27 protein-coding genes are annotated in these 21,511 nt (G+C 71.2%); 11 read left to right on the top strand and 16 right to left on the bottom strand.

Annotation, left to right across the window (positions count from 1 at the left end):
• Window positions 1–122 precede the first annotated feature (122 nt).
• Window positions 123–1,097: a carbohydrate kinase family protein gene (locus VHW64_RS11155; protein ID WP_329650627.1), complete on the bottom strand. Its 975-nt coding sequence runs from the start codon at window positions 1,095–1,097 to the stop codon at window positions 123–125.
• A 109-nt stretch (window positions 1,098–1,206) separates the two neighbouring features.
• Between VHW64_RS11155 and VHW64_RS11150 the strand changes: the two genes are divergently transcribed.
• Window positions 1,207–1,434, top strand: a complete 228-nt coding sequence (locus VHW64_RS11150; RefSeq protein ID WP_329650626.1) for a hypothetical protein — start codon at window positions 1,207–1,209, stop codon at window positions 1,432–1,434.
• A gap of 94 nt (window positions 1,435–1,528) precedes the next feature.
• On the opposite strand, the gene VHW64_RS11145 is transcribed toward VHW64_RS11150, so the two are convergent.
• Window positions 1,529–1,882, bottom strand: a complete 354-nt coding sequence (locus VHW64_RS11145; RefSeq protein ID WP_329650625.1) for an iron-sulfur cluster assembly accessory protein — start codon at window positions 1,880–1,882, stop codon at window positions 1,529–1,531.
• 128 nt (window positions 1,883–2,010) lie between these two features.
• Window positions 2,011–3,096 (bottom strand): glycerate kinase, encoded by a 1,086-nt coding sequence (locus VHW64_RS11140; protein ID WP_329650624.1) that lies wholly within the window; start codon window positions 3,094–3,096, stop codon window positions 2,011–2,013.
• A gap of 90 nt (window positions 3,097–3,186) precedes the next feature.
• Between VHW64_RS11140 and VHW64_RS11135 the strand changes: the two genes are divergently transcribed.
• Window positions 3,187–4,062 carry a GNAT family N-acetyltransferase gene (locus VHW64_RS11135; protein ID WP_329650623.1) on the top strand — a complete coding sequence of 292 codons (876 nt, stop codon included), beginning with the start codon at window positions 3,187–3,189 and terminating at the stop codon, window positions 4,060–4,062.
• A 174-nt stretch (window positions 4,063–4,236) separates the two neighbouring features.
• On the opposite strand, the gene pspAB is transcribed toward VHW64_RS11135, so the two are convergent.
• The 4 genes from pspAB to VHW64_RS11115 form a co-directional block, all read right to left on the bottom strand.
• Window positions 4,237–4,812 carry a PspA-associated protein PspAB gene (pspAB, locus tag VHW64_RS11130; RefSeq protein WP_329650622.1) on the bottom strand — a complete coding sequence of 192 codons (576 nt, stop codon included), beginning with the start codon at window positions 4,810–4,812 and terminating at the stop codon, window positions 4,237–4,239.
• A complete protein-coding gene (gene htpX / locus VHW64_RS11125; protein WP_329650621.1) occupies window positions 4,809–5,744 on the bottom strand; it encodes a zinc metalloprotease HtpX in 936 nt (311 codons plus the stop codon). The genes pspAB and htpX overlap by 4 nt, the downstream gene beginning before the upstream one ends.
• A 69-nt stretch (window positions 5,745–5,813) precedes the next feature.
• The gene (pspAA, locus tag VHW64_RS11120) at window positions 5,814–6,092 is read right to left on the bottom strand and encodes a PspA-associated protein PspAA (RefSeq protein ID WP_329650620.1); all 279 of its coding nucleotides are present in this window, start codon (window positions 6,090–6,092) and stop codon (window positions 5,814–5,816) included.
• Window positions 6,089–6,907 (bottom strand): PspA/IM30 family protein, encoded by an 819-nt coding sequence (locus VHW64_RS11115; protein WP_329650619.1) that lies wholly within the window; start codon window positions 6,905–6,907, stop codon window positions 6,089–6,091. The genes pspAA and VHW64_RS11115 overlap by 4 nt, the downstream gene beginning before the upstream one ends.
• 130 nt (window positions 6,908–7,037) lie before the next feature.
• On the opposite strand from VHW64_RS11115, the gene VHW64_RS11110 reads away from it, so the two are divergent.
• A complete protein-coding gene (locus VHW64_RS11110) occupies window positions 7,038–7,646 on the top strand; it encodes a DUF3043 domain-containing protein (RefSeq protein WP_329650618.1) in 609 nt (202 codons plus the stop codon).
• An 18-nt stretch (window positions 7,647–7,664) separates the two neighbouring features.
• Here the strand turns inward: VHW64_RS11110 and paaE are convergent, their stop codons facing one another.
• The 5 genes from paaE to paaA are packed head-to-tail and all read right to left on the bottom strand — an operon-like array spanning window position 7,665 to window position 11,138.
• A complete protein-coding gene (paaE, locus tag VHW64_RS11105; protein WP_329650617.1) occupies window positions 7,665–8,726 on the bottom strand; it encodes a 1,2-phenylacetyl-CoA epoxidase subunit PaaE in 1,062 nt (353 codons plus the stop codon).
• Between the two features lie 3 nt (window positions 8,727–8,729).
• The gene (paaD, locus tag VHW64_RS11100) at window positions 8,730–9,224 is read right to left on the bottom strand and encodes a 1,2-phenylacetyl-CoA epoxidase subunit PaaD (RefSeq protein ID WP_329650616.1); all 495 of its coding nucleotides are present in this window, start codon (window positions 9,222–9,224) and stop codon (window positions 8,730–8,732) included.
• On the bottom strand, window positions 9,221–9,961 hold the full coding sequence (paaC, locus tag VHW64_RS11095) for a 1,2-phenylacetyl-CoA epoxidase subunit PaaC (protein ID WP_329650615.1): 741 nt from the start codon (window positions 9,959–9,961) through the stop codon (window positions 9,221–9,223). The genes paaD and paaC overlap by 4 nt, the downstream gene beginning before the upstream one ends.
• Window positions 9,961–10,272: a 1,2-phenylacetyl-CoA epoxidase subunit PaaB gene (gene paaB, locus VHW64_RS11090; RefSeq protein WP_329650614.1), complete on the bottom strand. Its 312-nt coding sequence runs from the start codon at window positions 10,270–10,272 to the stop codon at window positions 9,961–9,963. Before paaB ends, paaC begins: the two co-directional genes overlap by 1 nt.
• Window positions 10,269–11,138, bottom strand: a complete 870-nt coding sequence (gene paaA / locus VHW64_RS11085; protein WP_414690486.1) for a 1,2-phenylacetyl-CoA epoxidase subunit PaaA — start codon at window positions 11,136–11,138, stop codon at window positions 10,269–10,271. Before paaA ends, paaB begins: the two co-directional genes overlap by 4 nt.
• Window positions 11,139–11,399: 261 nt before the next feature.
• Between paaA and VHW64_RS11080 the strand changes: the two genes are divergently transcribed.
• The 4 genes from VHW64_RS11080 to VHW64_RS11065 all read left to right on the top strand — a co-directional run bounded on the left by VHW64_RS11080 (window position 11,400) and on the right by VHW64_RS11065 (window position 13,328).
• On the top strand, window positions 11,400–11,942 hold the full coding sequence (locus tag VHW64_RS11080; protein ID WP_329650612.1) for a GNAT family N-acetyltransferase: 543 nt from the start codon (window positions 11,400–11,402) through the stop codon (window positions 11,940–11,942).
• 103 nt (window positions 11,943–12,045) lie between these two features.
• A complete protein-coding gene (locus VHW64_RS11075) occupies window positions 12,046–12,267 on the top strand; it encodes a hypothetical protein (RefSeq protein ID WP_329650611.1) in 222 nt (73 codons plus the stop codon).
• A 27-nt stretch (window positions 12,268–12,294) separates the two neighbouring features.
• On the top strand, window positions 12,295–13,020 hold the full coding sequence (locus tag VHW64_RS11070) for an AzlC family ABC transporter permease (RefSeq protein ID WP_329650610.1): 726 nt from the start codon (window positions 12,295–12,297) through the stop codon (window positions 13,018–13,020).
• A complete protein-coding gene (locus tag VHW64_RS11065; RefSeq protein WP_329650609.1) occupies window positions 13,017–13,328 on the top strand; it encodes an AzlD domain-containing protein in 312 nt (103 codons plus the stop codon). Before VHW64_RS11070 ends, VHW64_RS11065 begins: the two co-directional genes overlap by 4 nt.
• Before the next feature lie 40 nt (window positions 13,329–13,368).
• Here the strand turns inward: VHW64_RS11065 and dapB are convergent, their stop codons facing one another.
• On the bottom strand, window positions 13,369–14,106 hold the full coding sequence (dapB, locus tag VHW64_RS11060) for a 4-hydroxy-tetrahydrodipicolinate reductase (protein ID WP_329650716.1): 738 nt from the start codon (window positions 14,104–14,106) through the stop codon (window positions 13,369–13,371).
• 227 nt (window positions 14,107–14,333) lie between these two features.
• On the opposite strand from dapB, the gene VHW64_RS11055 reads away from it, so the two are divergent.
• Window positions 14,334–14,849 (top strand): class I SAM-dependent methyltransferase, encoded by a 516-nt coding sequence (locus VHW64_RS11055; protein ID WP_329650608.1) that lies wholly within the window; start codon window positions 14,334–14,336, stop codon window positions 14,847–14,849.
• Window positions 14,850–14,920: 71 nt separating this feature from the next.
• Here VHW64_RS11055 and VHW64_RS11050 read toward each other — a convergent pair whose 3' ends face one another.
• Window positions 14,921–16,939: a PTS mannitol transporter subunit IICBA gene (locus tag VHW64_RS11050; RefSeq protein ID WP_329650607.1), complete on the bottom strand. Its 2,019-nt coding sequence runs from the start codon at window positions 16,937–16,939 to the stop codon at window positions 14,921–14,923.
• Between the two features lie 165 nt (window positions 16,940–17,104).
• Here VHW64_RS11050 and VHW64_RS11045 point away from each other — a divergent pair, with 165 nt between their 5' ends.
• The 3 genes from VHW64_RS11045 to VHW64_RS11035 all read left to right on the top strand — a co-directional run bounded on the left by VHW64_RS11045 (window position 17,105) and on the right by VHW64_RS11035 (window position 19,513).
• The gene (locus tag VHW64_RS11045) at window positions 17,105–18,163 is read left to right on the top strand and encodes a zinc-dependent dehydrogenase (protein WP_329650606.1); all 1,059 of its coding nucleotides are present in this window, start codon (window positions 17,105–17,107) and stop codon (window positions 18,161–18,163) included.
• A gap of 134 nt (window positions 18,164–18,297) precedes the next feature.
• Entirely contained in the window at window positions 18,298–18,780 is a 483-nt protein-coding gene (locus VHW64_RS11040) for a sigma-70 family RNA polymerase sigma factor (RefSeq protein ID WP_329650605.1), read from the top strand.
• 4 nt (window positions 18,781–18,784) lie between these two features.
• On the top strand, window positions 18,785–19,513 hold the full coding sequence (locus VHW64_RS11035; RefSeq protein WP_329650604.1) for a hypothetical protein: 729 nt from the start codon (window positions 18,785–18,787) through the stop codon (window positions 19,511–19,513).
• A gap of 6 nt (window positions 19,514–19,519) precedes the next feature.
• Here the strand turns inward: VHW64_RS11035 and VHW64_RS11030 are convergent, their stop codons facing one another.
• Together VHW64_RS11030 and VHW64_RS11025 are read right to left on the bottom strand one after the other, a co-directional pair.
• Window positions 19,520–20,866, bottom strand: coding sequence for a pitrilysin family protein (locus tag VHW64_RS11030; RefSeq protein ID WP_329650603.1), 1,347 nt, complete (start codon window positions 20,864–20,866; stop codon window positions 19,520–19,522).
• A partial coding sequence (locus tag VHW64_RS11025) for a S1 RNA-binding domain-containing protein (RefSeq protein WP_329650602.1) occupies window positions 20,863–21,511 on the bottom strand: 649 nt, incomplete at its 5' end. The genes VHW64_RS11025 and VHW64_RS11030, both read right to left, overlap by 4 nt.

Genomic DNA, 21,511 nt, shown 5'->3' with positions numbered 1-21,511 from the left:
AGCCTTTCTCCTCCAGTGACCTGCTGGTGCTCCGACACCCGCACACTATCCGAACCCCAGGGGCCCCGGCCGGGTGGGTCGCCGGTAAGTCGGAGTGTCTGTCGCGGGGGTCCGGAGGACCGCTAGACCAGGTGGCTGGCCACCTCGGACGCCGCCTGCTCGCCGTACGCAGAGTGCACCCGCTCGACGAACTGCGGGTGGCTGAAGGAGTACTCCTGGGTGCCGACGGTCTCCACGACGTACGCCGCGAGGACGCACCCCACCTGGGCCGCTCGCTCGTGCCCGAAGCCCCACTGCAACGCGGCCAGGAAGCCCGCCCGGAACGCGTCGCCGACGCCGGTCGGCTCCACGGCCGCCACGCCGGGCGCGGCCTTGACCTCGACCACGTCGGCGCCTCGGGACATGATCCGCACGCCGTCCGCGCCCAGCGTCGTGACCTGGGTGCCGACCCGCTGGAGGATCTCGTCGGCGGACCACCCGGTCTTGGCCTCGATCATGTGCGACTCGTACTCGTTGGAGAACAGGTAGGCCGCGCCGTCGACGAGGTCGCGGATCAGCTCGCCGTCGCTGAACGCGAGCTGTTGGCTGGGGTCGGCGATGAAGGGGTAGCCGCGCTGACGGCACTCACGGGTGTGTCGCAGCATCCCCTCCGGGTCGTCGGCCGCGATCAGCACGAACTCCGGGTCGCCCACCCGGGCGACGATGGGCGCGAGCTCGATCAGCCGGGCCTCGCTCATCGCCCCGGGGTAGAACGACGCGAACTGGGCCATCGAGGAGTCGGTCGTGCAGACGAAGCGAGCCGTGTGCCTGGTCTCGGAGACGTGCACGAAGGAGCAGTCGACGCCGTGCCGGTCCAGCCAGCTGCGGTAGTCGTTGAAGTCCTCGCCGGCGGCGCCGACGAGCACCGGCCGCACGCCCAGGCGGCTCAGGCCGAAGCACATGTTGGGGGCCACTCCGCCGCGTCGGATCTCGAGGTCGTCGACGAGGAAGGACACCGCCAGCTTGTCGAGCTGCTCGACCACCAGGGAGTCGCGGAAGCGCCCCCCGAAGGACATCAGGTGGTCGGTCGCGATCGAGCCGCAGATCAGCAAGGACACGCACTGGACCCTAGGGTGTGGGTCAGGTTTCGGCGACATCGCGCGAGGCCGCGGCGCGCTCGGGCTCTACGGGTGGGTGTACCCGTGGGTAGCCGTTAGCGTGGATCAGGTGACCCGCCCCCTCGCCGCGACGTCGTATGCCGAGATCGACACGCCTGCCGCGATGCGGGCCGATGCCGCGGTCGCCCGCCGTGCTCTCAGCCTGGTCGACGAGGCCGCCGCGGAGGGAGCACCGAGCCTGCGGTACGCCGACTACCCGGCCGAGGTGGGCAAGCCCGAGATCGAGGTCAGCGAGGCGGCCGCTCGGCTCGCCGCCGTCCTCGAGGTCTACCTCTGAGGCCAGCACGGCACCAAGCCCCGCGGAGTCGTCTACTACGACGCGGGGCTTGGTGGCGTCGGTCGGCGCCGGGCGCCAGCTTCGAGGGCGCCCCTCAGTGGAACGAGTCGCCGCAGGCGCAGGAGCCGGTCGCGTTGGGGTTGTCGATCGTGAAGCCCTGCTTCTCGATCGTGTCGACGAAGTCGATCATCGCGCCGTTCAGGTACGGCACGCTCATCCGGTCGACGACCACGGCCACGCCGTCGAAGTCGGTCACGACGTCACCATCGAGGCTGCGCTCGTCGAAGAACAGCTGGTAGCGAAGACCGCTGCACCCGCCCGGTTGCACCGAGATGCGCAGCTGGAGGTCGTCGCGCCCCTCCTGCTCGAGCAGGCTCTGCACCTTGCCCGCCGCGACCGGGCTCAGGTTGATCTGGTCGGTACGGCGCTCGGTGACCTGGTCGGTCATGCTCGTGGCTCCTTCGTCGCTGTCGAGGACGCGCGCCTGGGAAGACGCGTCTCACAAGAGCAATTCTCGCACAGCAGCGGTTATTCCGCGGGCGGCGCCTCCCGACATCGGATCCGCGTCGGTGTCGCTCAGCGCGACCAGGTGCGGGCCACCCTCGAGGCCACGTCCGCCAGCGCACCGGCGGGGTCGCCGAGCGCCCGCTCCTCTCCCACCAGGTCGACCAGCGAGTAGGCCGACTCGATCCCGAGCGCTCGCATCTCTCGCGCACCCACGAGGACCCGACCCGCGAGCGCGACGCAGGGGCGCAGCGCCTCGGCGGCCACGGACGCGACGCCGTAGGGGACCTTGCCCGAGCGGCTCGAGAAGTCGAAGGCCCCCTCGCCGGTGAGCACGAGGTCGGCTCTGCGCGCGCGAGCGGCGAGGTCCACGGCCTCGGCGACGACGTCGAAGCCGGGGCGTCGGGTGGCGCCCAGCAGCAGCAGTGCGAAGCCGAGTCCGCCGGCCGCACCGGCGCCCTTCTCCAACGCCGTACGCCGGTCGGTCGCGGCCGCGAGGCCCTCCAGGACCGCGTCGAGGACCGGGAGCCGCTCCTCGTCGATGCCCTTCTGGGCACCGAAGCTCTTGGTGGCACCGAACAGCCCTGCCAGTGGGATCTCGACGTCAGCCGCGAGGGCCAGGCTCACCCCTGCGACGCGGGCTCGAGCCGGGGTCAGGTCGACCGTGCCGAGGCCGGTGAGGCCGGCCGCTCCGTGGTCGAGCGGCCGATCCGCGAGTGCCCCGAGCGCACCGAGAAGTCCGGCACCGCCGTCGTTGGTGCCGGAGCCCCCGAGGCCGACCACGATGTCGGTGGCGCCCGCGTCGATCGCGTGCAGTACCAGCTCGCCGACACCCCAGGTCGACGCGCTCTCAGCCCCCTCGCCGCGGGTCAGGGCGAGGCCGCAGGCCTGGGCGCTCTCCACGAAGGCCCGCGCCCCGACGCGGAGCACCGTGCCCGGCACGCTCTCGCCGTGCGGACCCCTGACCGTGACCGCCGCCAGCTCGCCGCCGAGGGCCTCGTGGAGGACGTCGACGAAGCCGGGTCCGCCGTCGGCCATCGGGGCCAGGTCGAGCTCGTCACCGGGGGCCCGTCGCCGCCAGCCGTCGGCGATCGCTGTCGCGGCCTCCACTGCGGTCAGGGTCCCCGCGAACTTGTCCGGGGCGACCAGCACGCGCACCTCAGGCCACCGACTCTGGCGAGACCCCTGCCGAGGTCCTGGGCGACATGGCGCCATTGTGAGGGGTCGCCGCCTGGCTAGGTTGGCCGGGTGAGCGACGTCCGGATCCGCCCGATGACCGTCGACGACGTGCCGGCGGCGGAGCGGGTGACCGCGGTCGGGTTCCACGAGCTCGACACGAGGATGTTCAGGCGAGCCTGGCCCGAGCCTCAGCTCCGCCCGGCGGAGCGCGGTGCGATGTGGGCGGAGCGCACCCGGCACCTGGTCTCGCACGACCCCGGTGGCTGCTGGGTCGCCGAGCGCGACGACCAGCTGCTCGGGGTCGTCGTGTCCTTCGTCCGCGAGCAGCTCTGGCTGCTGGCGTCGTACGCCGTCCTGCCCGACGCACAGGGGCTCGGGCTCGGCAAGGCCCTCCTCGCACCCGCGCTGGAGCACGGCCGGGGCTGTCTGCGAGGCATGCTGAACGCCTCGAGTGACCCGCGCGCCCTACGCCGCTACCACGACGCGGGGTTCACCCTCCATCCGCAGATGTTCCTGCGGGGCACACCCGACCGCGCGGCGATCCCGGTCCTGGAGAACGTGCGCGAGGGCGGCGAGGGCGACCTCGACCTGATGAACTCCGTGGACCGGCAGATCCGCGGCTCGGCGCACGGTCCGGACCACGAGATCCTGATGCGGCAGCTGCGGCTCGTGGTCAGCGAGACCAGGTCGGCGCAGGGGTATGCCTATCTCGACCAGGGCGTCGCCCTGTTGGCGGCGACCGACCGTCGTACCGCCACCAGCCTGCTGTGGGAGGCGATCGCCTCGGCCGAGTCGGAGCTGATGGTCGGTCACGTCACGCCGGAGAACTCCTGGGCTGTCGACGTCGGCCTCGCGGCCAGGCTCGAGCTTCACCAGGAGGGGTTCCTCGCTCTCCGGAACATGCGCCCGCCCGCGCCGTACCTCGCTCACGGCGCCCTCATGTGAGGCCGCCTTCAGCAGCGTGACCGGCATGCTCGGCACCCCCATCTGACCCACGCCGAGTCGGCATATGACGACTCGGCGTGATTTCGGTGCGCCCTTGCGCCGGCTCGGCGTGATTTCGGTGCGCCCTTGCGCCGGCTCGGCGTAATTTCGGTGCGCACATGCGCCGACTCGGCGTCAGAGGCCGGGGGCGCCCCAGAGGGCGAGCCAGCGCTGGAGGTCCTGCTCCATGGGGAGCTCGTCCTTCAGGGCGTCGCGCACCTGCATCTCCAGCAGGTTGTCGCGGACGTTCGGGCCGGTCGGGGCGAACGCGTAGAAGGTGCCCTGCTTGTAGAGGTAGACCAGCGCGACGTTGCGTCCCGAACCGTCTCGGAACGGCACCAGCGAGCACAGCAGGCCGGTGCCGAAGCCCTGCTCCTCCAGCCCGGAGTTGATGGCGTGCAGGTCGGTGCAGAGTCCTTCGACGTCGTCGTCGACCCGGTCGACGACCAACCAGGTGAAGCCGAGGTCGTCGTGATGCACCGAGACGTCGGGCTTGTCGGCGTCCTCGCGCAGCATGGAGACGACCTCGTCCTGGATCTGCTGGTACGCCGCGCCGTCCGGTGCGCGGAAGCACACCGACCCGGTGCCGGTCGCGGTGAACCCCGCCGCCGTCTGGAGCGTGACCGATGCCGAAGGCACCAAGAAGAGCGAGTCGAGGTTGGCCTGCTTGGGAGTCGTGCGGCCGGTGATGGCTCCCCAGAGACGGCTCACGACGCCGTGCCGTCGACCGGCCGGCTGAGCTCCGCCTCGATCGCGGCCAGCTGCTGGAGCCGCTGCTCCAGCGAGGGGTGGGTGGAGGTGAGCTGGCTGAGGCTGACGCCTTTGATCGCGGGGGCGATGAAGAAGGCGTTCATCGCGCTGGAGGCCCGGAGGTCAGCGGTGGGGATCGCGTTCATCCCGCCCGAGATCTTCTGGAGCGCCGAGGCGAGTGCGCGAGGCTTCATCGTCAGGTAGGCACCCGACCGGTCCGCACACAGCTCGCGGTAGCGCGAGAGCAGCCGGGTCAGGAAGAACGAGACGGCATAGACCACGAGGCTGACCACGAGCACGACGAGCCAGATGGGCAGCCCACCGGTGTTGTTGTTGTTGTCGCGGCGGCCGCCGCCGAAGAACGCGCCCCACTGCGCACCGCGGCTGAGCATGCCGGCCAGGATCCCCGCCGTCGAGGCGATCGTCATCACCGTCACGTCGCGGTGGGCGACGTGGCTGAGCTCGTGGGCGAGGACCGCCTCCATCTCGTCGGCGGTGAGCAGGCCGAGGATGCCGGTGGTGACGCACACGACGGACCGCTCGGGCGATCGGCCGGTGGCGAACGCGTTGGGCACCTTGAGGTCCGCGACGCCGACCCGGGGCTTGGGCATGTCGGCCAGGGCGCAGAGCCGGTCGACCATCTGGTGCAGCTCGGGCGCCTGCTGCGGGGTCACCTCGCGGGCGCGCATGGCCTTCATCGCGACGGTGTCGGAGAAGTACCACTGCCCCCAGGCGATGCCGAGTCCGATGACGCCGATGATCGGTGTCCAACCCGCGGGCAGGACGAACATCAGCACGACGACCAGGGCCACGAACACGGCACCGAGCAGGAACATGACGGAGGTCATGCGAGCGGTGAGGCCGACGTCGGAGCCGAAACGGGTGCGAGCCATGGCCCCATTGTCGCCGAAGGCACCAAGCGGCGTCGCCGGGCCGGCAGATCGCGGCGTGGAGAGCCGGCGTCAGCCGGGGATCAGGCCGTCTCCGCTGAGCATGTCCTTGACCTCGCCCAGGCTCGCGTCGGCCATCGGCAGGATCAGGTCGGAGGAGTCCAGCGACTCCGCGTCGTGCGGGACACCGGCGCTGCGCACGCCGTCGAGCAGGGCCGCGAGGGCCTGGTGGAACGCCGTCTCGTCACCGGCCTCGATCGCGGACTCGACGGTCGCGTCGAGCTCGTTGAGCGAGCTGACCGCGTCGTCGGAGAGCACGAACTGGCCCTCGCCGAGGATCCGGACGATCACTTCCGGTCTCCATCGCCCGGCGCAGCCTCGGGCTGCGGCTGGGCCTGGGTCTCGGCCTGCGCCCCGCCCTCGAGAGCCGCGCCACCGGCGGGCGCGCCGCCCTCGATCGCGGTCGGCGTGCCGCCGCCCTTGAGGCGGGCCAGCTCGGCCTCGACCTCGGTCTGCGAGCTCATCGCCTCGAGCTCACGGGAGATGTCGTCGCCGTTGTTGACCGAGCTGGCGTCGTCGAGCGCACCGGAGGCGATCAGCTCGTCGATCGCGCCGGCACGAGCCTGCATCTGAGCCGTCTTGTCCTCGGCGCGCTGGATGGCCATCCCGACGTCGCCCATCTCCTCGCCGATGCCGGACATCGCCTCGTTGATCTTCGTCTGCGCCTCGGCCGCGGTGTACGTCGCCTTGATCGTCTCCTTGCGGGTACGGAACGCCTCGACCTTCGCGCTCAGACGCTGCTGGGCCAAGGTGAGCTTCTCCTCCTCGCCCTGGAGCTGTGCCTGCTGCGTCTTCAGGTCGGCGATCTGCGAGGTCAGGCCCGACTTCCGCGTCAACGCCTCGCGGGCGAGGTCCTCGCGCTGGACCGTGATCGCCTGCTCGGCCTGGCCCTGGAGCTTGTCGGACTGCGCCTGGAGCTGGTTGACCTGGAGCTCGACGCGCTTGCGCGACGTGGCCACGTCGGCGACCCCGCGGCGTACCTGCGCCAGCAGGTCGAGCTGGCGCTGGTAGCTGTAGTCGAGCGTCTCGCGCGGGTCCTCGGCGCGGTCGAGCGCCTTGTTCGCCTTGGACCTGAAGATCAGGCTGATCCGCTGCCACATGCTCATGAGGTCACCCTAGGGGTAGACGTCAAGGTCGGGGCAGCCGCGGTGGAGCGAACGGTAGGCTTGCCACTCGCCGCCGGCACGGGCTCACGCACCGACCGGGCACACCACCTCCACGCCAGGAAGCGCCGCCTTGTTCCGTCGTACCAAGTCCGAGTCGTCGTCCTTCGCCGACACCTCCGCGGAGGCTGCCGCCGAGGGCTCGGCCGCCGCCCAGAAGAAGGGCCGCCCGACCCCGTCGCGACGCGACGCGGAAGCCGCCAACAAGGTCAAGGCCAAGGTGCCCCGCACCCGCAAGGAGCGGGCCGCCGCCCGGCGCGTGACGCGCACCGACTCGACCGCCAAGATGCGCGAGGCGATGCGCACCGGCGAGGAGCGCTACCTGCCGGCCCGGGACCAGGGCCAGGTCCGCCGCTTCGTGCGCGACTACGTCGACCACAGCTTCTCGGTGATGGAGCTGATGCTGCCCGTGATGGTGGTGCTCCTGGTCTTCGGCTACGTCGGGAGCACGGCGTTGGCGACCGTCTCCAGCGCCGCCCTGCCGGCCCTGCTGCTCGTCGTGGTCGTCGACGCGCTCCGGCTCCGCTGGAAGCTGCGTCGCGAGCTGACCCGGCGCTTCCCCGAGGCCGCACAGCAGGGCGTGACGATGTACGCCGTGATGCGGTCGCTGCAGGTGCGGTTCCTGCGCCAGCCCAAGCCCCAGGTCAAGATCGGGCAGCACCTGCCCGAGCGGTACCGGTGACGGCGCCGGCGAGCGAGCTCAGGCGTCGTAGTCGAGGACGACGCGCTCGGAGGTCGGGTGCGACTGGCAGGTCAGGACGTAGCCCGCGGCGATCTCCTCGGGCTCCAGGGCGTAGTTGACGTCCATCACCACCGTGCCCTCGACCAGCTGGGCCCGGCAGGTGCCGCACACCCCGCCCCGGCAGGCGAAGGGCAGGTCGGTGCGCACCTCCAGGGCAGCCTCCAGGACACCGACCCCGTCGGGCCGCAGCACGAGGTCGGTGGCTCGCCCGTCCAGGCGGATCGTGACCTGCGAGGCGCCCTCGACCGACGAGGCGGCGTCCAGCGGTGCCCGGGGCACCGGATCGGCGTGGAACAGCTCGGTGTGGACGGCGCTCGTCTCGACACCGAGGTCGAGGATCGCCTGGCGCAGGTCGACCACCATCTGCTGGGGCCCGCACAGGAACCACTCGTCGACGTTCTCCGCGGGGAGCAGGGCGGTCAGGATCCGGCGCAGGCGCTCGGCGTCCAGACGGCCGGAGAACAGCTCGACGTCCTGCTGCTCGCGCGAGAGCACGTGCACCAGCTGGAACCTGCCCGGAAACCTGTCCTTGAGGTCGTGCAGCTCCTCCAGGAACATCACCGTGCGGTGGGTGCGGTTGGCGTAGACCAGCAGCACCTGCGACTGCGGCTCCTGCTCGAGCAGCGTCGAGACGATCGAGATGATCGGGGTGATGCCCGAGCCGGCCGCGACCGCGGCGTACACCTTGGCCGAGTCCGGGTCGAGCTGCGAGGTGAACCGACCCGCCGGCGTCATCACGTCGAGCTCGTCGTCGACGCTCAGGGTGTCGACCACGCCGTGCGAGAAGGCACCCCCGGGCAGCTTCTTGACCCCGATCGTCAGCCGTCGCGCCGTCGGCGTCGTGCAGATCGAGAAGCTACGGCGCTCCCCGTCGTCGCCGCGGATCGTGAGGTGCTGGCCGTGCACGAACCGGAAGTCGTCGGCGAGCTCGGGCGGCACCGCGAACGAGATCGCGACCGCGTCGTCGGTCAGCGGCTCGACGGCCGCCACCCGCAAGGGGTGGAACTGCGGCTTGGACATCCCTCAGAGCGCCTTGAAGTGGTCGAAGGGCTCGCGGCACGAGCGACAGACCCACAGGCTCTTGCACGCCGTCGAGCCGAACCTGCTCGACTCGACGGTGTCGAGGCTGCCGCACTGGGGGCAGCGCACCGACAGCGTGAGCTGCACCGGTCCGCCAGGCGCTCCTGCCGGTCCGGGAGGCGCGACGCCGGCCTCGGCAAGCTTGGCGCGTCCCTCGTCGGTCAGGTCGTCGGTGGTCCACGCCGGGCTGAGCGCGAACTCGACGTCGACCCGGAGATAGCCGGCCAGGGTCAGCGACTCGACGAGGTCCTGGCGGATGGTCTCCATCGCCGGACACCCGGAGTACGTCGGCGTGATCGTGACGTGCACGCGCCCCTGGTCGTCCTCGGTCACGTCGCGCAGGATCCCGAGGTCCTCGATGGTCACCATCGGCAGCTCGGGATCCAGCACGGCGGCGGCCAGGTCGTGCGCGGTGGGCATCGTCCGGGTCGGGGTCACCAGGTCGCTCCCGGGTGTGATCGGTGCAGGTGCTGCATGTCGGCGAGGAGGTGCCCGAGGTGCTCGGTGTGCTGTCCGCCGCGGCCGCCGCCCACGGCTGGCGCGACGTCGGGCACGGCCAGCGTCGCCGCCGCGACCACTCGCCGTACGTCGTCGAGCACGGGCTCGCGCAGCTGCGCCGGGTCGGCGACCTGCCCGGCCAGGGCGGGGTCGAGCGGGCCGAAGAGCTCCTCGACGTAGGGCCACTCCGCGTCGAGGGCGGCCTGCATCCTGCGGTGTGACTCCTCGGTGCCGTCCCCCAGCCGGAGCACCCACTGGCCGGCGTGGTCGAGGTGGTAGGCGACCTCCTTGACGGCCTTCGCGGCCACCGCGCTCAGCAGTGCGTCGTCGCAGGTGGACAGCGCTCGGTAGAGGTGCAGCTGGTAGGCCGAGAGGACGAGCAGCCGGGCCATCGCCACGCCGAAGTCCGACATCGGGCGCTCGACCAGCTTCACGTTGCGAAACTCGCGGTCGTCGCGCAGGTAGGCCAGGTCGTCCTCGGTGCGTCCGCGGCCCTCGACCTCACCGGCGTAGCCCAGCAGCGACCGGGCCTGCCCGAGCTGGTCGAGTCCGATGTTGGCCAGCGCGACGTCCTCCTCGAGCTCGGGGGCGCGGCTGATCCACCAGCCCATCCGCTGGGCGGACACCAGCGCGTCGTCGCCGAGGCCGAGGGCGTAGTCGAAGAGGGAGGAGTCCACTAGAGGTGCTCGACCCCCTCCGGCACGTCGTAGAACGTCGGGTGGCGGTAGATCTTGTCGGCCGCCGGGTCGAAGAAGGGGTCTCGCTCGTCGGGCGTGGACGCCTCGATGTCGGCGGCCCGGACCACCCAGATCGACACCCCCTCGCCGCGCCTGGTGTAGAGGTCGCGGGCATTGCGCAGCGCCATCTCGGCGTCCGGCGCGTGCAGCGACCCGGCGTGGACGTGCGACAGCCCCCGCCGGGCACGCACGAAGACCTCCCAGAGCGGCCAGCGTCGTACCGAGCCAGTCGCAGTGTCGCGGGCGCTCATGCCGCTCCGGAGGTACGGCGTGCCTGCTTCTCGGCGTAGGCATCGGCCGCCTCGCGCACCCAGGCACCGGCCTCGTGCGCTCCGCGCTTGTGGGCCATCCGGTCGGCGTTGCACGGGCCGTTGCCCTTGATCACCTCGAACAGCTCGGTGAAGTCGATGTCGCCGTAGTCGTAGTGCCCGCGCTCGCCGTTCCACCGCAGGTCGGGGTCGGGCAGTGTGAGCCCGAGCGCCTCGGCCTGGGGCGCGGTCATGTCGACGAACCGCTGGCGGAGCTCGTCGTTGCTGAAGCGCTTGATGCCCCAGGCCATCGACTGGGCGGAGTTGGGCGAGTCGTCGTCGGGCGGGCCGAACATCATCAGCGACGGCCACCAGTACCGGTCGACGGCGTCCTGTGCCATCGCCTGCTGCCCGGGCGTGCCGTGCGACAGCGTGTGCAGGATCTCGAAGCCCTGGCGCTGGTGGAACGACTCCTCCTTGCACACGCGCACCATCGCCCGCGCATACGGCCCGTAGGAGCAGCGGCACAGGGGCACCTGGTTGGTGATGGCCGCGCCGTCGACCAGCCAGCCGATCGCGCCCACGTCGGCCCAGCTCAGCGTGGGGTAGTTGAAGATCGAGGAGTACTTCTGGCGCCCCGAGTGCAGCTGGTCGATCAGGTCGGCCCGGTCGACGCCGAGCGTCTCGGCGGCGGCGTAGAGGTAGAGGCCGTGGCCCGCCTCGTCCTGCACCTTCGCCATCAAGATCGCCTTGCGCCGCAGGCTCGGCGCCCGGCTGATCCAGTTGCCCTCCGGCTGCATGCCGATGATCTCGGAGTGGGCGTGCTGCGCGATCTGCCGGACCAGGGACCTGCGGTAGGCCTCGGGCATCGCGTCGCGCGGCTCGATCCGGCCCTCGTCGGCCAGGAGCGCCGCGAAGGCCTCGGGGTCGGCCTCGGTCGGGATCCGCACGTCGCGCTCGGCGTCGCCGGCGAAGTCGTTGCCGTACACGAGAGCCAGGCTACCAGCCCTATGACACTTTTCCGCACGAGTGCTGACTCGGTGTAACAATCACGATGTGCCGCGCCCGGCGGGCAGCGTCGTCCTCCCGCGTTTTCCCCTTCCTGAGGCACCGCTGCGACGATGGCAGCCGTGAGCTCACCCACCGCCGACGTGTCGGTCAGGATCGCCTGGGCGGACGACGCCGAGGCCATCGCCGCGATCCAGGCACGCTCCTGGTCCACGTCGTACGCCGAGCTGGTGCCGGGTGTCGGCGAGCTCCGGCAGGCCGACTTCGCCGAGCAGTGGCGCCAGGCCCTCGCCAACCCGGTCGACGCCCGCCACCGTGCCCTGGTGGCCCTCGAGCGCAACCGCGTGGTCGGCTTCGCGATCACGACGCCGGCGGCCGACCCCGACTGCGACCCGGTCAGCGACGGCGAGCTGATGGAGCTGACGATCGAGGCCCCGGAGCGCGGCAAGGGCCACGGCTCCCGGCTGCTCCAGGCCGCCGTCGACACCCTGGCCGCCGACAGGTTCACCCGAGCGGTGACCTGGCTGGTCGCCGACGACGACGAGCTCCGCGGCTTCCTGACCGAGGCCGGGTGGGCACCGGACACCGCCCACCGGACCCTCGACCTGGACGGCACCGGGGTCACCCAGGTCCGCCAGGTCCGGCTGCACACCGCGCTGGCCTGAGCCCGGCGTGCACCGGCGGGTGACACTGCTTGGTTTTCGGCGATCCGGGGTCCACCATGGAGGCCCGGCTGACTGGCCACCGACTCCCCGAGGGGGCGCTGCGATGTTCGGACCACTGCCCATGCTGCACCGGATCGTGCTCGGCGCGATCAGCCTCTGCGTCGGTGTCGTGGCCGGCATGTGGATCGCCCACGTGACTCCGCTCCCGATGGCCATCTCCGGCGGTGCCCTGGCCGGCGGGCTGCTCGGTCTCGTCGCGGCGTACGCGCTCGGGCACAGCCACGAGCCGGAGCCGCGTCCGGTCCGCGTGCTGCGCCGTCGGTGAGCAGAGGTCTGTCACTAGGGTCGGAGCGTGCCCGACCCCGCCCCGGATCCGAGCGACCCGCCGCCGGCTGAGCGCCGGGCCGTCGTCCGCGACAGCCTGGGTGTCGGCATCGCGACGGGGCTGTACGGCGTGTCGTTCGGCGCCGTCTCGGTCGCGGCCGGCCTGTCGGTCCTCCAGACCTGTGCCCTGTCGCTGGTCATGTTCACCGGCGCGTCCCAGTTCGCGTTCGTCGGTGTCGCAGCGGCCGGCGGCGCTCCCCTCTCCGGCGCCCTGACGGCCCTGATGCTGGGCACCCGCAACACGCTCTACGGCCTGCGGCTCGCGCCGATGCTGGGGTTCCGCGGCTGGCGTCGGCCGGTGGCCGCCCACCTCGTGATCGACGAGTCGACGGCGATGTCGGTGCTGCGCCCGACCAGGGAGCTGGCCAGGACCGGCTTCGTGGCCACCGGCCTGTCGGTCTTCGCGCTGTGGAACCTGTTCACCCTGGCCGGCGCCCTGGCCGGCAACCTGATCGGCGACCCGCGCACCTACGGTCTGGACGCGGCGGTCGGTGGCGCGTTCCTGGCGCTGCTCTGGCCACGGCTCGGCGACCGACGCAACCGCGTGGTCGCGGTCTGCGCTGCCGCCGTGGCCCTCGGGGTCGTCCCGGTCTCCGCCGCCGGTGTGCCCGTGCTGGTCGCGGGTGGGGTCGCGGTGCTGGCCGGGATCCTCACCCGCTCGGCCACCGACCGCACGGAGCTCCCCGGGCGATGACCTGGACCGCCATCCTCGCCGCCGCAGTGGGCTGCTACCTGCTCAAGCTCGCCGGCCTCTCGCTTCCGGCCCGGGTGCTGGACCATCCGCTCGTCGAGCGCGTCGCCGATCTCATCCCGGTCGCACTGCTGGCCGCGCTCGTCGCCGTCCAGGTGTTCGCCGACGGCACCCGGCTGACCCTCGACGCCCGCGCCGCCGGGCTGGGGGCCGCCGTCGTGGCGCTGCTGCTGCGCGCGCCGTTCCTCGTCGTGGTGTTCGTCGCCGCGGCGACCGCGGCGCTGCTGCGACTGGTGTTCCCCGGCTGGTAGCGCTGCCTCCCGCCCAACCCTGCCCAGCAGACCCTCGCTCTCAGTCGAGGCCGAGCAGCTCCTCGATCCCGAGGGTCAGGCCGGGTCGCGCGACGACGGCGTGGACCGCCACCAGCACCCCCGGCACGAACGACGCGCGGTCCATGGAGTCGTGACGGATCGTCAGGGTCTCCCCCGCCGCACCCAGCAGCACCTCCTGGTGGGCGACCAGACCCCGCGAACGGACCGAGTGGACGTGGATCCCCTCCACGTCGGCACCCCGGGCGCCCTCGAGAGCGGTGACCGTGGCATCGGGCACCGGCTCGAGGCCGGCCTCGCGCCTGGCCGCGGCCACCAGCTCCGCGGTACGTCGCGACGTACCGCTCGGGGCGTCGGCCTTGTCCGGATGGTGGAGCTCGACGATCTCCACGGACTCGTAGAACGGCGCGGCCATCACGGCGAAGCGGGTCATCAGCGCCGCGCCGACCGAGAAATTTGGCGCCACCACGACGCCGACCCCGGGCGCGTCGGCCAGCAGTCCGCGCACCTCGTCGAGCCGGGCCTCGTCGAAGCCGGTCGTGCCCACCACGCAGTGCAGACCGCGGCCGAGGCACCACCGCAGGTTGTCCATGACGGCGTCCGGCCGGGTGAAGTCGACCACGACGTCGGCCAGGGCCAGCGAGTCGACCTCGTCGTCGGAGCCGATGCCGGCGACCAGCCTCAGGTCGGTCGCCCGGTCGACGGCACGGCAGATCTCGGACCCGACCCTGCCCTTGGCCCCCAGCACGCCCACCTTGATGGTCACGCGCCGACTCTAGTGACGTGGGCGCGAAATGCTCGGACGGTTCGTGGCGTCGGGGTGCGTGCAACGCAAGGCGGCGTCGCGAAGGGCTACCGGGCCTACCGCAAGCGACGCCAACGCAGCGAGGTGCGCGCCCTGGCGTCGCGCAACCGTTCCATGACTTCGTGCGCGCGGCACCAGGGTGTGTCGACGGCGACGACCGCGCGATCTGGCAGGCTGAGCGCATGCCAGTCCAGCAGGTCCCGCCCCGGATGATCTGGGCCGTCGAGCTGATGGACCCGCAACCCGGCGACAACGTCCTGGAGATCGGCTGTGGCCCGGGGTACGGCGCCGAGCTGATCTGCCAGCGACTCACGACCGGGAAGCTCTTCGCGATCGACCGGTCCGAGTCGGGCGTCGACCGCACCCGTCGACGCAACCAGAAGTTCGTCGACGCGGGCCGTCTCACGGTGCGTCAGATCGACCTGGCGACCCTCCGCGTGCCGGTCAAGCGGCTGAACAAGGTGTTCGCCTTCAACGTGAACCTCTTCTGGGTCCGCGACTGCGCCGACGAGGTGGCCCTGTTGCACGAGCGCGTCCTGCCCGGCGGCGCGGTGTACCTCTACTACGAGACGACCCAGCCCGAGCTGGTGCCCAACATCGTCCGCAAGACCTCCGCGGCGCTCGCCCAGGGCGGCTTCCGCGTCTCGGTGGTCGACCAGTTGGCCCCACCCGTCGTCGCCATCCTCGGCCGGCGCTAGGCCGACGCGGGTCCTCCGCCCCAGCCCGGGCCTAGCCCGGCGTGAGGCGGACGACCTACGAGGACGAGGCGTCAGACCTTGACGGCCTCCAGGATCGCGGTCACCTCCGCCGGGGTCGTCGCCGCGCGCAGCGCCTCGACCTGGGCGGAGTCGGTGAAGACCCCGGCGATCCGGGACAGCAGCGCGAGGTGGTCGTCACCGGCGCCGGCGACACCGACGACGAACTCCGCCGGCTTGCCGTTCCAGTCCACCGGCTCGGCGTACCGGACGAACGACAGCGCGGTCCGGTGGATCGACGACTTCGCGTCGTTCGTCCCGTGCGGGATCGCCAGGCCGTTGCCCATGAACGTCGACACCGAGGTCTCGCGGTCGTGCATCGAGGCGACGTAGCTCTCGTCGACGGCGCCGGCGGCGACCAGCAGCCGGCCCGCCTCGTCGATCGCATCGTCCCTGCTCCTGGCCCGGCCGCCGAGCACGATCGAGCTCGGGGCCAGGACGGAACCGGTGGGCTCCTGCGCCGCGACCGCCTGATGCGCTCCGGCGGCTGTCGCGGTCCCGTTCGCGCCGGCCTCACCGATCAGCTCGACGATCTCGTCGTAGCGAGGGCTGGCCATGAAGTTGTCGACCTCGACATGCACCGCCGACGGTGTTCGCTGCGCCGCCCGGTCTGCGAGGTCCTGGTGGCTGACCACGAGGTCGAAGGTGTCGGTGAGGTCGGAGATCGCCTTGTTGACGACCGTGACCCCGTCGTGTCCGGCGTCCTTGATCTTCCTGCGCAGCACGGACGCGCCCATCGCGGACGAGCCCATCCCCGCGTCGCAGGCGAAGACGATCGAGCGGACGACGCCGGCCGCACCGGCACTGGTGAGCGTCGCCGCGACCGAGGACCTCTTGCCCTTGTTCGTCTCCATCTGCGCGGTGGCGGCCATCAGGTCCCCGCCCTCCTCGTCGCGGTCGATCTTGAGCAGGAACGACGCGACCAGGCACGACACGGTCGCCGCGAGGATCACCGACAGCGTCACACCGAACAGGCTTCCCGGAGGAGCGGCCAGCCAGACGGCGATGATCGACCCCGGCGAGGCGGGCGAGCGCAGGCCGGAGTTGAACACCACGTTCGTCGCGACCCCGGTCATCCCGCCGAGGATGCAGGCCAGGACGAGGCGCGGCTTCATCAGGACGTAGGGGAAGTAGATCTCGTGGATCCCGCCGATGAACTGGATCAGGATGGCGCCCGGGGCCGACGCCTTGGCGGCGCCCTTGCCGAACATCCAGAAGGCCAGCAGGATCCCCAGACCCGGCCCAGGGTTGGCCTCGAGCAGGAACAGCACCGACTTGCCGTGCTGCTGGGACTGGTCGAGCCCCAGAGGTGTGAGCACGCCGTGGTTGACCGCGTTGTTGAGGAACAGGATCTTGGCCGGCTCGATGAAGATCGAGGTCAGCGGGAGCAGGTGGTGGTTGACCAGGGTCTGCACCACGTTGGACGCGATGGTGCTGAACCAGTCGACGAACCGTGCCGCCGCGCCGAAGCCCACCAGGGCGAGGATCATCCCCCAGATGCCGGCCGAGAAGTTGTTGACGAGCATCTCGAAGCCGGGTCGGATCTTGTGCGACCACAGCGCGTCGAGCTTCTTCATGCTCCAGCCGCCCAGCGGGCCCATCACCATGGCGCCCATGAACATCGGGACACTGCCGCCGGCGATGGCGCCGAACGTCGCGATGGCCCCGACGACTCCGCCGCGGATGTTGTTGTCGTAGGTCATCCGGCCGCCGGTGTAGCCGATCAGCAGCGGCAGCAGGTAGGTGATCATCGGGCCGACGATCCCGGCGCTGGTGTGCATCGGCGTGCCGTCGGGGTTCAGCCAGCCGCCGAGCACCGACACGAAGCCGTAGCCGTGCGTGGTCGGGCTGACGTGGAAGAGATGCTGGCCGATCAGCGCGATCCAGCCGGTCTGGATGAAGAACGCCGTGATCAGGCCCCAGGCGATGAAGGCGCCGATGTTGGGCAGGACCATGTTGGACAAGAAGGTGCCGAACTGCTGCACCCGCACACGTGCCCCCGGTCGGGCGGGGGGCATGGCGATGGAGGCCATGTGGGTTCCTCTCGGTAGCGGGACGTGACGCTCATCACGCCCCGATGAGCGCAGTCTGCAACACATACGGGCACGTTGCCAAGTATCCGGGCACGATTTTTGTGCCCGTTAGTGTTGTTTTTTGGTACCGTCCCCTCATCACCGCGTCGAAAGGACCCCTGACCCATGAAGGCTCTGCGCTTCTACGCCCCCGAGGACGTGCGGCTCGAGGAGGTGCCCGAGCCCGACTGCGGTCCCGGCGAGGTCAAGCTCCGCGTGCGCAACTGCTCCACCTGCGGCACGGACGTGAAGATCCTGCACAACGGTCACCAGAACCTCACTCCCCCGCGCACGATCGGCCACGAGATCGCGGGCGAGGTCGTCGAGGTCGGCGCCGACGTCAACGCGACCTACGACTCGGACTGGAAGGTCGGGGACCGGGCGCAGGTGATCGCCGCCGTGCCGTGCGGGGAGTGCTACGAGTGCCGCAAGGGCTGGATGGCCGTCTGTCAGAACCAGACCTCGGTCGGCTACCAGTACGACGGCGGGTTCGCCGAGTACATGACCGTGCCCCGGCAGGTGCTCAAGGTCGACGGTCTTAACCGCATCCCCGACAACGTGGGGTACGACGAGGCCTCGGCGGCCGAGCCGTTCGCCTGCGCGATCAACGCCCAGGAGCTGCTGGGCATCGAGCCCGGGGACACGGTCGTGGTCTTCGGCGCCGGCCCGATCGGCTGCATGCACATCCGGATCGCCCGCGGGGTCCACGAGTGCGGGCCCGTCTACCTGGTCGACGTCAACGCCGACCGGCTCGCCATGTCGGCCGACGCGGTGAAGCCCGAGGAGACCATCGACGGCTCCCAGGTCGACGTGGTGGGCCGGGTGATGGAGCTGACCGGTGGCCGTGGGGCCGACATCGTCATCACGGCCACGGCCGCGAACATCACCCAGGAGCAGGCGATCTCGATGGCTGCCCGCAACGGGCGGATCTCGTTCTTCGGCGGGCTGCCGAAGACCAACCCGACGATCACCTGCGACTCCAACCTCGTGCACTACCGCCAGCTGCACATCCACGGCGCCAACGGCTCGGCGCCCGAGCACAACAAGCGGGCGCTGGCGTACATCTCCACCGGCCAGGTCCCGGTCAAGGACCTGATCACGCGCCACATCCCCCTCGACGACGTCCTCTCGGCGTTCGACATCGTCGCCAACGGCGAGGCCATCAAGGTCACCGTCGAGCCGTGACCGACGGGGGTGGTCTCGACCGGCTCGACCGACGGGGGCGCTCGGCGGGCGAAGGATCTGGGGCTGGACTAAACCCGAACCCGCGTTGACGGCGTAGCACCCTGTGGAGACCCTGTTCTCCGAAAGGGCGGGACATGGCCGAGGGCGGTACGCCGACGGACTTCGCGCACTGGGTCGAGCCCTCCCTGCCCATCCTGGCGAGGTACGCCGCCCGGCAGGTGGCAGCCGACGACCGCGACGACGTGGTGCAGGAGGCGCTCATCCGTGCCTGGCAGCGGTGGTCGACCTACGACGAGAGTCGCGGAACTCCGGCAGGATGGCTGGTCGCGATCCTCGCCGACCGGTGCCGACGCCACCGGACCCGGAGACCGGCGGCGGTGCTCGTCGAGCTGGTCGACCACGGCGTCGCCGAGCCGAGCGGTCGCGACCTCGACCTCGAGCGCGCGGTCGACGGGCTCAGCCGCCGGCAGCGTCAGGCGGTCGACCTGCACTATTTCGTGGGCCTGGACGTCGCCGCCGTCGCCGAGGTGATGGGCTGTGCGCCCGGCACGGTCAAGGCGACCTTGTTCCAGGCCCGGGCCCGACTCCGCGAACTGGTGGGAGACGACGATGGATGACCTCATGGACGAGCAGCTGGACGAGCAGATGGACCGCCGGCTCGCCGCCGCGGGGCGCCGTTGGCGGGCGGAGCAGCCTGCGCCTCCCGCGGTTCCGGTGGATCGGCTGCCCGGATCCGTCCGGCGACGCCCGCGCTGGCAGCCGGTCGCCGTCGCCGCGGCCGTGACGCTGGTCGTCGGCGGCGGCACCGTCGCCCTGGTCCGGGTGACGCTCGGCAGCAACGACGCCCCCTCTGAGCGCCCCTCCAGCACGCCGGTCACGCACGGCACCCGCGTTGCCGACGAGGTCGTCCCCTTCCGGGCGAGCCGTCGTGGCCACGCCAAGGTCGGACACCGGGTCGACGGCCGTCTGGTCACGCCGTACGACGGCATCTTCGCCACCGGGAAGATCGGCGGGACGCTCCATCCCGGCGACGTGCTGACCTTCACCGTCACCTTGGAGTCGAGCGCGCGGGTGAGCCTGCACCCGTGCCCGAACTACTCGATCGGCTTCGGGACCCACGGCATCACCCGTCGGCTCAACTGCGCCCAGGTGCCGTACTACGCCAGCGTGCCCCGCTCCGACGGGACGATGAGCGACTTCCGCCCGACCCTGCCGGCGCAGACGCCGGTCACCTTCGCGATGCGCGTCCACGTGCCCGACGACCTCGGTGCGCAGAAGGTGCTGTGGACCCTCGACGGTCCGATGTCGGAGCCCGGCTTCTACGGGATCGTCCACGTCACCGCGGGCTGAGAGGTCTCAGGCGGGTCCGACGATCGCGAGCACCTCGGGCTGCGAGAACAGGTCGGCGGCGAGCCTGCGCACGTCGTCCAGCGTCACGCCCTCGATCCGGGTGAGCACCTCGTCGATGCTGAGCAGCTCGTCGTCGACCAGCTCGGACTTGCCCAGGCGGGTCATCCGGGAGGCGGAGTCCTCGAGTCCGAGCACCAGACCACCCTTGAGCTGGCCCTTGCCGCGAGCGAGCTCATCGGCGTCGATGCCGTCCTGACCGATCTTGCCGAGCTCGGCGCGGACGACGTCCAGCACCTGCTGGAGCTTGGTGGGCAGGCAGCCCACCGAGACCCCCACCAGGCCGGCGTCGACGTGCTGGCTGGCGAAGGAGAAGACCGAGTAGGCCAGGCCGCGCTTCTCGCGGACCTCCTGGAACAGCCGGCTCGAGGTGCCCCCGCCCAGCGCGGCGTTCAGCACGCCGAGCGCGAAGCGCCGCGGGTCGGACCTGGTCAGGCCCTGCACGCCCAGCACGACGTTGACCTGCTCGAAGTGACGCGTGGCCTCGGCGAGCCCCGTGGTGACCTTGCGAGGCCGGGCGGTCTGGCGCTTGGCGACCGGCTCGGCCCGGCCGGCGAGGAAGTCTCGCCGGGAGAAGGCCGCCCGCACGAGACGGACGACCTGCGTGTGGTCGACGTTGCCCGCGACCGACACGACCATCCGCTCGGGGCGGTAGTGACGCTGGTAGAACCGCCGGATCTGGTCGCGGGTCATCGCCTCGATGGAGGCGACGGTGCCGGCGATCGGACGGCCCAGGGGCGAGTCGCCCCAGGCCTGGGCGGCGAAGAGGTTGTGGGCGACGTCGTCGGGGTCGTCGTCGTGCATAGCGATCTCGTCGAGGATGACGTCGCGCTCGGCGTCGACGTCGTCGGCGGTGAGCAGCGAGGCCGTGATCATGTCTCCGAGGACGTCGACCGCGAGCGGGAGGTCCTCGTCGAGCACCCGCGCGTGGAAGCAGGTGTACTCCTTGGCGGTGAAGGCGTTGAACTCACCTCCCACGGCGTCCAGCTCCACCGAGATGTCCAGGGCGGACCGGTCGGCAGTGCCCTTGAAGAGCAGGTGCTCCAGGAAGTGCGAGCAGCCGTGCAGCGCCGGCGACTCGTCGCGAGACCCGACGCCGACCCACACGCCGATCGCCGCCGAGCGCTGTCCGGGGACCTGCTCGGTGATGATGCGCAGCCCGCTGGGCAGCGTCGTACGCCGGATGACTCCGCCGTCCTCGCGCAGCAGGGTGCGCGTGCTTCCTGCGGGCCGGGTAACCGGCGACCGGCCGGCAGCGGGCTGCCGGCCGGTCGTCGCGGTTGCCTGGAAGGTCACTCGGCGTCCGCGGCTTCGCTCGACTCCGCCGCGGAGTCGTCGGCGCCCGCGCCGGCCCCGTCGTCCTCGACGACCGGGACGAGCGACAGCTTGCCGCGGTCGTCGATCTCGCCGATCTCGACCTGGATCTTCTGGCCGACCGAGACGACGTCGTCGACGTTCTCGACGCGTCGGCCGCCCACCAGCGCGCGGAGCTTGGTGATGTGCAGCAGGCCGTCCTTGCCCGGCAGCAGCGAGACGAACGCACCGAAGTTCGTCGTCTTCACGACCGTGCCGAGGTAGCGCTCGCCGACCTCGGGCATCGTCGGGTTGGCGATCGCGTTCACCGCGGCGCGCGCGGCCTCGGCCGCCTCGCCGTTGCTGGCACCGATGTAGACCGTGCCGTCGTCCTCGATCGACAGGCTCGCGCCGGTGTCGTCCTGGATCTGGTTGATCACCTTGCCCTTGGGGCCGATGACCTCGCCGATCTTGTCGACGGGCACCTTGATGCTGATGATCCGCGGAGCGTGGACCGACATCTCCTCGGGACCGTCGATCGCCTCGCCCATGACCTCGAGGATCGTGTGGCGGGCGTCGCGGGCCTGCGTGAGAGCCGCGGCCAGCACCTCGGCGGGGATGCCGTCGAGCTTGGTGTCGAGCTGGAGC

Origin of the sequence: Nocardioides sp. (genome assembly GCF_036267815.1) — a bacterium.
Classification (GTDB): domain Bacteria; phylum Actinomycetota; class Actinomycetes; order Propionibacteriales; family Nocardioidaceae; genus Nocardioides.
This window is presented reverse-complemented; position numbering and strand designations above follow the sequence as displayed.